General features: G+C 57.0%; 7 protein-coding genes. 2 read left to right on the top strand and 5 right to left on the bottom strand.

Going from position 1 to position 11,902, the window contains the following annotated elements; genetic code table 11:
- Positions 1–554 precede the first annotated feature (554 nt).
- From J7J08_RS08830 to J7J08_RS08810, 5 genes are all read right to left on the bottom strand, one after another.
- Positions 555–1,364: a hypothetical protein gene (locus J7J08_RS08830; RefSeq protein ID WP_214904097.1), complete on the bottom strand. Its 810-nt coding sequence runs from the start codon at positions 1,362–1,364 to the stop codon at positions 555–557.
- 242 nt (positions 1,365–1,606) lie between these two features.
- The gene (locus J7J08_RS08825; protein ID WP_214904094.1) at positions 1,607–3,997 is read right to left on the bottom strand and encodes a hypothetical protein; all 2,391 of its coding nucleotides are present in this window, start codon (positions 3,995–3,997) and stop codon (positions 1,607–1,609) included.
- 908 nt (positions 3,998–4,905) lie between these two features.
- Positions 4,906–6,894 (bottom strand): UvrD-helicase domain-containing protein, encoded by a 1,989-nt coding sequence (locus J7J08_RS08820; RefSeq protein ID WP_214904091.1) that lies wholly within the window; start codon positions 6,892–6,894, stop codon positions 4,906–4,908.
- Entirely contained in the window at positions 6,891–9,161 is a 2,271-nt protein-coding gene (locus tag J7J08_RS08815; RefSeq protein ID WP_343237720.1) for an AAA family ATPase, read from the bottom strand. Before J7J08_RS08815 ends, J7J08_RS08820 begins: the two co-directional genes overlap by 4 nt.
- 675 nt (positions 9,162–9,836) lie before the next feature.
- On the bottom strand, positions 9,837–10,169 hold the full coding sequence (locus J7J08_RS08810) for a helix-turn-helix domain-containing protein (RefSeq protein ID WP_214904085.1): 333 nt from the start codon (positions 10,167–10,169) through the stop codon (positions 9,837–9,839).
- A 123-nt stretch (positions 10,170–10,292) separates the two neighbouring features.
- Here J7J08_RS08810 and J7J08_RS08805 point away from each other — a divergent pair, with 123 nt between their 5' ends.
- Both J7J08_RS08805 and J7J08_RS08800 read left to right on the top strand, forming a co-directional pair.
- Positions 10,293–11,276, top strand: coding sequence for an NADPH:quinone reductase (locus J7J08_RS08805; RefSeq protein WP_285230673.1), 984 nt, complete (start codon positions 10,293–10,295; stop codon positions 11,274–11,276).
- Between the two features lie 230 nt (positions 11,277–11,506).
- Complete coding sequence (locus J7J08_RS08800) at positions 11,507–11,887, top strand: DUF4180 domain-containing protein (RefSeq protein ID WP_214904079.1); 381 nt, start codon at positions 11,507–11,509, stop codon at positions 11,885–11,887.
- Positions 11,888–11,902 lie beyond the last annotated feature (15 nt).

The raw sequence follows: 11,902 nt of genomic DNA, 5'->3' as shown, positions 1-11,902 counted from the left end.
AAAAGCCTGGGCGATTCACCCTGTCCTGTAGCTGGCAAAGGCTTCGCTCACAGCGCGAGCATGTGCCAGACGACACATTCTGCAATCGCTTAAAGCCGCAGCTCGCGCACGCGCTCTCCAACCGCACGCCATGAATGGAGCAATGCGAGTACGCAAGGAAAGTCCAAATCAGTCTTGTGGCTGCTACCCCATCATGATCCCTGCTCTGAACACAAACCGGACACCAAGCCGCATAAGTGTCCAGTGAGGTAGAAGAACAGTCGAGGATCCCCGAGAACGAATGCAGCGTAGCACCGAGCAATGACTGCCCGGTCAGGCGCTCGAGCGCTTTAGCTCGACGAAGAGATACATTGCCGGGCTTATGAAAACGTTGTGGTTCCGCCGCGTATGCACGCCCACGGCCGCACTCCGCGTCAATCATTTCCAGAAAATGGCCCCATCGCATACCGCTTAAGCGGGCCAGTCGTCGGGCGTAGCTTCCCAATGACTCGGTGTAGAACGTACCTCCGTCGACGATCGGTGAGGGAGGGAGAGTAGTCCATGTAGGAGGAAAGTCAGTCATTGTTCGACCCATTCAGGCGCTTTGTACCAGAAGGACCCACGAATCTCTCAAGCGAGACAGGTCGTCTTGCATCCGCAAGCCTATTGAACGCATCGATGTCGGACCAAAGAGACGTGTGATTGCGAGCGGTCCCCGACGCAGTGCGAAGATGCTTCTCTGTTAGCACGCGCTCACTGGTCTTGCATCGCTCTGCGTCAGCCTGCCTGAGGAATCTGTATGTCGGGCCGAAGATGCCACCTCCGTTTAGTGCGATCAGATCGAGGTTGTCCTGCAATAGCGTTTTATGGGAAAGCGGGATCCCGCTGCCTATCGCCTTCACCATAGACGCATATGCAACAACATCTTCTTCAATTTTGAGACTGTATGGCCTCATGTACAGGACTTCGGAACGATTTAGTATCTCCTGTGCATCCTCAAAAAGTGGCGCTGCCTCATGAGTTCCGATCATGATGGCGCAGCATCCAATCTCCTCAATTAGCGCCATTATCCCAAGCATGTAGTTCCTGGCGCTTTGATTCTTGCCAACGCGGGATATGTTGGCTGCTTCCTCGATGATGATGTACTTGAGCCCGCGGACCTTGGACATCCTCTCGAATGAGAGACGAAGTACACGCTCTGGCGTACGCGCTCGCACCTCCCGCCAGATCGAGGACGCGGCACGAGCCTCAGCGGCGGCATGGGCTGCATCTGGGTTGCCAACTCGGGAGCTGGCAGACGTCCAGGCTTCATCAGGTTCAGTGATCTCCTGATGAAGCCTAAGAGCGAAATCCTTGGGGTTGAACTTATCGCCCTGGTTCAGCACGGCCCTTACGGACACAAGCGGGAGATGCCCACAAGGCCAATAAACTGGATCTCCACCTAGAGCTGGCAGCAGCTGCCTACGAATCTCGCTCTTCCCTGACCACGACGGACCGATCAACCAAATGAACTCACCCGGACGCACCCTAGCGACTGCCTGCATGAGGTGGCGTTGGGTGGTTACGAATCTCTCATGTGGGATGAACGTATGCGTACTCTGTTCCGCTTTGTCGTGCGTCACCATCGCTACTTCACCTCAGAACGGATGCACAGCAAATCCGGAAGACCATCGAAGTCAACGCCGAGCAGCCGAGCGCCAACTTCCGACGTGTTCTCACTATCTAGATCGGGCCTAGTGGTGGGCAACTCTTGACTCTCTTCGGCGGTTCGCTGTCTTTGGTTAGCTAGGCTCGTACGCTCGTAGTTGTCTCGCTGGATTCTCTCTTTAACCGCGTCAACGTCAGGCCGGATGAAGCGATCCCACATAGCCTCAAAGTGACGGTCCTCTGCCGAGTAGTGGCCGATCGAAGACACCTTGGAGCACCATGCCTTGTATCTTCGCAGGCTGGTTTGGATCCAAACGAACGAGGTGTCCTCCGGGTCGCGTCGGGCTTCCAGAATCTTCTCGACCTCGGATCTCGCGGCCAGCTCGGAATTGGTGTAACTGATTCCAATATGACGGAATCCGCGCACACGATCGTACGTCCTCGAGTTGAGCTTAATGGATGTGTTGAACCGAAAGTCATCGTCGAATGCGACTGGGATCCCTGAGGTCGGTGCCACAGACTGAAGCGCGCCAAACCGCTCCTCAGGCGTGTGTAGATCGCCCGCAGGAAGTCCCGGGAGTACCTCATAGAGAAGTGAGCAGATTTGGCTCTCTGTGACTGAGAACTCCATTCTCGCGGTGGCGCGACTCTTAAACTTCCCATCCACGCTCCGCCCGGCTTGGTCTGGCTTGGTGCTACCGATTAGCTTGTGGCTGACCATAGCGTTTATCTGGCCCTGAATGGTCTCGCATTGGGAGTTGAAACGACATCCGCCCGTCGGAACGGTGAGGATAGAGATACCGTAAATGCGGCACATCTCACTCAGTCCAGACTTGAGGTCGGTCCCGCGGTCTATCACGACCGTGTGCGGAGCTTGTCCGTGCTTACGAACGTAGTTGCGGATCAACAGCAATGGACCATCACGCCTGGCTGGACCAAAGACGAAAGCGTGTGCCATGACCAGGCCAGATGCCTCATCGCGTCCGCAGTAGAGAAGTGGGCATATATCCTCCATGCCGTCCTCGCCCTGTATGAAGGTCCTATGATCAATTTTGGTTGCATCCAGGTGCAAAACCGCATGCACGGCAAGCGCTGTGCCTGAGCGGAACCGAGCGTCTGAACGAGGCCTGTTGGCCTGATACTGGCGTTTGCCGCCGACTGCAAGATCGTGAACTGCGCGAGATGTCATGCGTACCCTTCTGACCAGTGCTTTTCGGCCAGGGGGTTGTATCTCTTCCTTGTGGCACTGGAGTACAAGCTCCCTGTGTAGCTCAGAGATCGTTGATACGACGCCCTTAAGCCAGTGGGTCCGAATTACCCCGGAGATCATGTTTGTCTGAGGGACCGTCAGCCGGCTCGAACGGTTCCCAGATCGCACATACCTTGTAACAGTCTCATGGAGGGGGTTGCGGCCTTCTGCGCGCGCGAGCAAGACACTACGATGCATCCTACGCATGGATCGCGGAATAGGACTTCCTTCGCGATCGCATTTGTCAAGCTTCGCGAGGCGTAGGCGACCACGCTCGGCGTCCGTTGCGCTAGCGGTCGAGGCCGGGCCACTTGCATCGAGGTAGAGATCCGTGATGCTGTTAGAGATATCTTTTGCAATCAATGCAGCTTGATCGGCGTTAAGTGTGAGGATGAAGCTGCGCGTGTCGGTGATAGGCACATGTTCAATCGGTCCGTAGAGCAATCTGTCTGCGATGAAGCCTGCCGCTACGCCTGCATTGAACCAAGCGATCCTCAGCATCAGGTCCTCAATGCTCATCGGGCCAGCCGCTAGCAACCTTTTGACATCGGCGAACCCCTCTCTGCGGACAAGCGAAAGCTCCTCATCCCAGTTCTGGTAAATGAATTGAAGATTTCGGTGGTATCGACCTATGTTGGCTGGCGATGCCCAAACCCGATGACTAAGGCCGTGGGATGTTGCCCATCGCTCGTATACCAGGTTCCGGTATCTACCATCATGCTTCAGCCACTCTTCTGGCTTGGTCGCGATCAGGCGGTCCAACTTGGAGATCGGCTTGCACTCGATGACTTCTGCGGATGACTTCCTAATTACGAAGAAGTCAGCATGTGCTGCGCTTACGTGTCGCCCCCTACGAACTCCGCGGCATGTGACTTGGCAGACGTAGGAGATTACGTCTGGGTCGAGCTCCAGCTCGAAGGCAAACGTCTGTTCAACTGTATGGCTCTCAAGCTGGCGTACGTCACGGCACTTCCTTGAATGGAAGTCGACGATCACATTGTCCAGCGCATATGTCCCGACCCTTCGCCCGGCGTCTTGACCATACAGTTCAAGGGCAAATGCCCTATCTTCCTCGCAAAGATCCAGTGTCCTGAGGTGGTTACGCAGTTCATCCAGCGTCATCTACGTGTCCCTGGTGGCGGGAGGAGGGCAATGCCTCTCCCTCCCGAAGCAACGGGTACTTGAAAGAAGTACGGGTCGGGGGTAGATTCAGCTACGCGAAACCAACGCTAGCTGCACTCAAGCCCCGGCCTGCCAGCCGGGGTTTGTTGTTTCTACCCTAATTGAGGATCTAGTTCAGTTCATGGGTCTCTCCTACGGGGAGGCAGCTGCTAGTTCACGATGAACCTAGCTGGATCCGACTCGCGATGCTTCGAAGAGCCAGCGTGCTAGAGCTTGGGAGGTGACCATGCGGCCCCTCCGGCCTGGTACACGCACTACCTCGATGCCCAGACGGCCTTGAACGGCTGCACGTCTGGCAGCCTCAAGGCTGCGAAACCCCAAGGCATGCCAAGCGTCTGCAATCCGGACGTAGAGTCCAAATTGATCCACGATCGTGCCTAGCAACTCATCCTCGGAGTTGCATCGAAGTGCCGCTCTTGGCAGCGAAAGGGTGCTCATGACGCTAAAACATACGTAATTCACGCGCTGTTGCAAGCATTCTAGAATTCGCGAGCGCGAGAGCCGCATAAATGGTTATGCCGGCTTTAGATTCAATGATTTACGGGCCATGTTTCGTGACTGGGCCGCCTTAAGACGTGGCGACGCGTGCTCGCATTAAGCACGTATTGCGCCAATTCAACATGATGCAGGCCCCTGATCGTTAGTGAGAATGATCTGGGAGCCACTAAGGTTGACGGAGGCGAGGTAGCGACCCAAAGGCTAGCCGGAGCGGCCGGGGCGGCGGGTTCGGCACCCCGGAGGTCCCTCCGCACCCTAGACGTGTTCGAGGGGCGCCCACATAACAACCGCGCAGGTTGCTGTTGGTAGGGACTCCCCATCGGGCAGGCCGCCTCGCGCAAGGTGTTGGCTCAGTCAGGTATGACAAGCACCTCACCCGGCTTGAACCACCTACTCTTCTCCGCGTACTCCAGCGCTTGGGCCGCATCCCGTGCCCAAAGCACCAATGCCAGGCTTTCCTTTGCTCGGCTGCAGGTCACATAGAGGAGTCGGAGCGTTCGGTCTATCGACGTCTCGTTACCGTCCTTCACGTTCCTGACGTCTGACTCGCCGAGAGGCGCGCCGAATAGGCGGTCGTACGCAAACAAAAACCCAGCAGCATCCTCATCGTCCATGACTACCATTACATGTTCGAACTCCGATCCCTTGACCACTTGGTGAGTTGCAAAATGCGAATTTCCGCTTAGATAGGTCTTGAATCGTCGAAGCTGAATCCAGGGAGATGCGAAGAGCCTATACCAACCGCGGGCTAGCCTACTTTCTACGGCCTCTGACTGTCGCGGCTTTGGTGCCGGCGGGGGCAAGTTAACATCGTTGAATGCTGCTACGAGCCGCTGGTCGGGCTCGAACAGGCCGCCATGAAGGATAGGCGCGAGGACCTCGCGCACAGTGGCCCGCGGATTGGCGCAGGCTGTAGCGAAGCCCACAACTGCTAGTTGATAGGATTTTAGTCGCTGCGAACGTACGTCGCCGTCCTCAGGAAGCGCTTGAAGTCTTCCGTAACGTTGGAGCACTTCTGTGACAGCAAAGTCGGATAGTCCGCCTTCATCGTCGACGCAGTCGGCCAGGTCCGCCATCTCCCGCAAGAGGATCTGAACTGCAGCAGGCCCCGCAGCTTCGCTATTAGCGTCAGGGCGTACCGACTCTGGGTCGAGCAGCGAGAGAGCCTCGAACGCCTCGAGGAAATCGCCACGCCGAGCCACCAGCGCATGCTCCAAGGCTAGGACCTTGTATCCGGGGCTACCTGTCATCCAGGCATCAGCACCCGTAACGGCCTGCATTTCTGACTCGCAGAGTCTCTCACGTCGGAGCTTATCTTCAGGCGAAGTCAGCGTGCTGCCGATGAATACGCGCACCATTCCGCCCGAATTCTCTTTGCGCGGATGTTGGGGGGGCGCCTTGGTGAACTGGGTTCGGCCTTCCAATTTGGAGTCCCAGATCTCGTTGATGAGGTCAACGATACGCTTCTGGCTTCTGTGGTTCATCTCCAGCGTCGGTGTTGCCCAAGTCGGCGGAATGCTGCTAGGAAGGTCTGCGTGTCCCTCCAGATAGATGCGCTGACGGTGATCACCGACTAAGCCCAGCATCAGCTTGGACGGTTCCTCTGCAACGACCTCTAATAGTGAATCTAGGATGCTCTTCATCGTGTCTTGGGACTCATCGATGAGGATTAGAGGATGTTGATCCCGAAGGATGCGGCGAAGCGTCGGCTTATTTCTAAGCAGCCAAGACGCAACTGCCAAGACCTGAGAGTGGCTCAATGCGCCCTCTCCATAGCGTTTCCGGTCTGGGCTGTAGGTGAATTGTTGGGCCGAGCTGAAACCTGCAGACCTGGCTTCAAGCTCAAAGATCGTCAGCTTGTCCTTGTCGGTCGCACCATTTTTTCGTCCAGCTGCAGAGGCGCGTGCCTTGTCCAATGCGATAGCGTTCAATCCAAGCAGCGCTTCACGGATGTCGTCATCGAAACCCGCTACCAGGTCCCAGCAAAAGGAATGGATGGTCGCGACCTGTGCCAGATCGTTGTTGCCCAATCTGCCAGTGACCACTAACGCGGCGTTCTTTGTGTAAGTGATGACACGAATCGTTTGGCCGCGTGCCCTCAGGTTTCTTGCGAACCTTACAGCTGGGACGTCTGCCTCCGGCGGCGCTTGTCCCAGTGAGTTGCCTGGCTTGACGCCAGTTAGCTCGCGAAGCGCAGAGACCAAGGTACGTGTCTTGCCGGACCCAGCTCCAGCGAAAAGAAAGAAACTCCGCGGCGGCTTGCTCGTAGCGTAGCCGACGATTTCCTCGACTACGCCAGAGTCGCGCTTATTCGGGTCGGCCTTCGGGTCACCCATCATGGGCTCGCCTTCTTCGAGGTCGCCAGCTCTTTGTCCAACCAAGTCAGTGAATCAGCTATGTACGCGGGGCAGGCTACTGTGTCGCCTAGGCTTATACGCTCGAACATGGTCGCAGCAAACTCCGCCTTAGGGAATTTTGCTCGAAGCATTCCGTGCAGCGCCCTACAGAGATCCCGGTTATCTGGATTCGCAGTGACGATGTCTACTACCTTACGCAGTGAGCCGATCAACTTCGGCGGCGGAAGGCCGCCTTCAAGAAGCTTCTTCCTTGAGTTTCGATCAATACTTTTGAACCAATCAATGTTAGTCAGGATTAATGAGTCCTCAAATGAAGCTGGCCAAGGTCCGTCCTTGGGAATCGGGGCCTGCCAGGCAAATCGAACCCGCCCTCCGTTTCCATCCGTCCAGACCTGGTCTGTTTCGGCGGGCTCCGCCAGCAGGTTTAACTCCCTTTTCTTGGGGTGCCAGCCATTGAGGGTATCGTTTCCACACTCCAGCAGCTTTGGGTCGACGATTGCCGCAGCTCTACGTACCGCGTCACCCTTTGAGTCCTTTCCTAGCTCAACGGGGTCAATGTCGGTGATGACAACCGTAGGTATCCCAAGCCTCTCAACGAGCGGACGCAGTCGATGGGCGTGACGACCACCAAGGTCGAGGAAGGAGATGTAGCGTTTGTCGAGTTCTGGAAAGTCTCGCTCAATGAAGAGGGGTACTAGCATCCTCTCTGAGGAACCCTCTACAAAGATCGCGGCGTCGGAGAATAGAAGGTCCGTATGTTGCACTCGAAAGTACCTTTCGGCAAAGGTCTTGGTCTCTTTGTCGGTGCCAAAGGCAGTGGCTAAGTCGATGACATCTGAAGACGGCATTGTTTTCGCCGCCGCTGGGATCCGGCGGACGTAGCGCAGCCGATCGAAGTCCTCTGCGTGTGCCAGATGGCTCGAATGTGTACTTATTACTAATTGGCTGCTTAGATGCGCATGCTCGGGGGCAGAAGGCCTTATGAGCTCACAAGCTCGCCGCGGGAAGATGCGCTGAACCTGGACATGAAGGTGTGCCTCCGGCTCCTCTACCAAAACGAGGTGCACAGCAGCGGGGCTACCTTTGGTTGGCCTCAGCCTTTCATCTCTGAAGGAGACCAATTGATAACTGAGCGATTGAAGGTTCTGATAGCCCAGCCCGATTGCGTACTCAGGGAGGTAGTCTTCAGCATTCTGGCCGTCGAGACGGTATTGCACAGCAGTACTATGGTCGAGCAGGTCGCCCGTTTGGATGCGAGTTCTGAAATGTATATCTTGCGGATCATGCAGCGTCGGATATCCAAGCTTCTTAACATCCTCAATGGAAGATGTTAGGGCGACTTTTATGCGAGCATCAAGCTCAATTTGTGCCTTTGCGATCGCTTCGATGAGCTCGGGCTGGTTGCTCTGCCCTGTGGTCGCGACGTTAAGATGTTGACGTGCGTACTTCAATAGCTGGTTAGAGAACAAGCCGACCTTGTGCGTTCCGGAAGCCGATCGCGTATCTGCTTCCTCTGTTCCGAGGCCCCGCTGTGCAGCAACAAAGTCCACCTTAATCAGCTGCGAGAGCTTCGTTCGGTCAATCGGTGCCGCTTGGGGGGTCAGGGTCTGGGAAGCACCACCGGGCAGGTCCGCTGGAGGGCCCTGAGTCGGATTCAGTTTGTAGACTAGTACGCTACCCAAGTCGGCTGCATGACGAAGCCAATAGTCGATTAGGTCAACGGGCCAAGCTTGAGCTTCCTTACTAAGTTCTTTCACGGGTTGCCTAGCCTCACGGTATCGCCAGGCTAGTCGCTGCAGTGTTTCAACGGAGGATGCGGGCTCTAAGCGAAGGCGAACTCCCACTAGACCTCCGTCCCAATCCAGAGAAGTGATAAACGGGGCGACAAGATTGTAAGATCCAATCTTTGCGTCAAACCACAAGTCCAGTGTAGGCATGCTGGTCAGAAGCGCAGCCAGCTGCCCCTCCCACTTGGCGACATCGTCCGCAGCAGACGCTGGATCTTCGGTGAGCTTGTCCCACTCTTCTCCGAGAGCTCTCAATGCCGGCCACTGGTCGAGGCTTATGTCAAAGGCACCGAAAGCCTGCCCTGCACTGAGGAAGTTGCGGATGGCTACTAGGGCGGAGGTCTTGCCACTGTTGTTGGCACCGACCAGTACCGTGGTTTGCTTGTCGATCTTAACCAGAGCCCGACTGAACCTCCGGAACCGGTTCAGTTCGACACAGGCTAGGCTGACATTGGGGGACACAGAGAATTCTTGAGGTTGGGCACTCATCGTCGGTCCTTGAAGAATCGAATTCGTAAGGTGGCGTGCTGCGTTAGCGCGTAGCTCCAGGCTGTTGCTAATGGTTGGCGAGCATCACGGGGGACACAAATTGGCTGAGACGTTAGGCCCGCCGCATAAGTCCGATTCAGGACCGCGAAGTCCTTGACCCGAAAGCGAGGAAGCTTCGCCCCATCAGCGGGTGCCGTGCAGGGTACAAGATCGTTACCCAACGCATTAGTCGCTAGCTGAACAGGAGTATCGCCCATCTCGTCGGGAACGGCAGCCATTGGTCCTAAAGTCGATGGTTTAGACTCCGTTGCTGAATGCTTCGAAAAAAGGGCTTGCAAATCAATTGGATAGAGATCGGCTGGGCTAACTATGGCTACAAGATGCCCATAGTTGCTGCAGCTTCGCCTGTCGAAAGCAATGTCTGTGGGGCCAATTGCCGTCCTGACTATGGGGACATGGCTATTCGTAGCAGCCACGGGCAAATAGCTCGAGCAGGCTGCACGAGCTATTGGATCAACGACGCCTACAAACTATTGCTATTGGCTCAATTCGCCGGTAGCGGATGTGCCGCCCATCCCCTCACGCTCCGCAGGGAATCGACGCCCCGGTCCTGTTGCTTTGCCTGCAGCGGGCTCAAGCTCTCCGCTGCTAGCCGTTCTTGCTGGCCAGATAGTGTTCTCCCCAGGACTTCATTGCTTCCAGCGTCGGCGCCAGCGTGGTGCCCAGCGCCGTCAACGTGTATTCAACGCGCGGTGGAACTTCTGCAAACACTTCGCGCCGGACGATGCCGCTTGCCTCAAGCTCGCGCAGCTGCAAGGTCAACGAGCGCTGAGTCACTCCGCCGATCAGCTTTCGCAGCTCCCCAAACCGTTTGGTTCCGCTCAACAGGTAGTGAACGATCAACGGCTTCCACTTGCCACCGGCGATGTCGACGGTGACTTCTACTGCGCATCGGTACTCAGAAGGCGTGCCAGTGGGCATCATTACTCCAATGGGATACTTTGTATCTCTATATATACAAAGTGTGCCTGGTTGTAAAATGGTTGCTTGCCTCTGATAGTACTGGCCCGGAAGGGAACCCCTTCGCAATCAGAGAGAAAGGTCATGAGAGCTGCGTATTACGACCGCCAGGGCCCGGCCGATGAGGTGCTTTGTGTCGCAGAGTTGCCGACCCCGCAACCGGGACCCGGCGAAGTTCGGGTTCGGGTGTACATGTCCGGGCTGAATCCCACAGACCTCAAGGCCCGCACAGGGTTCTCTTCGCCGATGCCATTTCCACGAATCATTCCCCATCAGGACGGGGCAGGTGTCATCGATGCGGTTGGCGACCCGGAAGAGGTGGGCCGTGTGGGGCAGCGGGTCTGGATCTATGAAGCCCAGTACGGAAGGGCGAGTGGGACCGCTGCAGCGTTCGTGACGGTGCCGGCTGGGCACGCCGTGCCGCTGCCTGACGATGTCTCCTTTGAGGTGGGTGCATCGCTGGGTATCCCGGCACTGACAGCCCATCGCTGCCTCTTCGCGGATGGTGACATCGACGGCCGAAGGGTGTTGGTGCAAGGGGGGGCGGGCGTGGTCGGCACCGCCGCCATCCTTCTGGCAAAGTGGGCGGGAGCCTGGGTTGTGACCACGGTCATGAATCCCGAGCAGGCCATCATTGCCCGCGCGGCCGGAGCAGACCTGGTGCTGGACCGTCTGAACGACGATGTCGCTGGCGCGATCAACGCGCATACCCAGAATGCAGGCGTGGATCGCATCGTAGAGGTCAATGTGAAGGCGAACCTCGACCTTGACCTCGCATGCCTCGCCCCTGGCGGAGTTATCAGCGCTTATGCGACGGCGCACGCGACCGATGCGCTTTCAATGCCGCTGTTGCGTGCGATGGTGCGCGGATGCGTGCTCCGCTTCGTGTATATCTATTCGGTCCCCCAGGAAGCGAAAAACAACGCGATCAGGGACATCAATGCATGCCTTGCCAGCGGCGCCTATTCGCCCCATTTCGGCTTGAAGGTGGGTCTGGAAAAGATCGCTGAAGCGCATCGCGCACTTGAAGCCGGATCTGTCATGGGTAAAGTCCTCATCGCCATATGAGCGAAGCGACGTGCGTGTTCGATTCCAGGTAGCGCGCCGCCTCCACGCCGTTCTGGAACCGCGATGAGGCATCCGGGCACTGGTTTGCAATGTTTGGAGGGAGGGGTAGTTGGTCCGCGCATAAGCCGCTTGTTGGCCGGACCTGGCGGACCTAAGATCGCGCTGTAACAAGTAGCAGTCCACCCTGTGGTGAGCTGCAGGTCCGTCCATCAGGCGGTTTGGCGGTGCGCATGAAATTTCAGCTGGTCAACAATGCCGATTCAAACATCGTGGCGTGCACTGGCGGCATCACCGACGTCCGGGATGCCATGGCGCTGGCGTATGCCTGCAGCGACGCTCATACCGATTTGCTGCTCCTGGATGCCGGAGCGCTGCCCCTGGCGTTCTTTCAGCTCCACACCGGGTTCGCGGGTGAGTTCGTACAGCGCCTGGTCAACTATCGCCTGCGTGCCGCTGCGGTTTTTGATCCAGCTGAGTCCTATTCCGGGAGATTCCGCGAGTTCCTGCTGGAGGCGCGTGGCCACCCACAGTTCCGCGCGTTCGATAGCCAGCCGGATGCGCTGGCATGGTTGGCGGCGTCCCCAGCACTATGGAACGGGATGGCCAGGTAGATCGGCGCCATGATT

The organism is Stenotrophomonas sp. ISL-67 (genome assembly GCF_018612915.1).
Classification (GTDB): Bacteria; Pseudomonadota; Gammaproteobacteria; order Xanthomonadales; family Xanthomonadaceae; genus Stenotrophomonas.
This window is presented reverse-complemented; position numbering and strand designations above follow the sequence as displayed.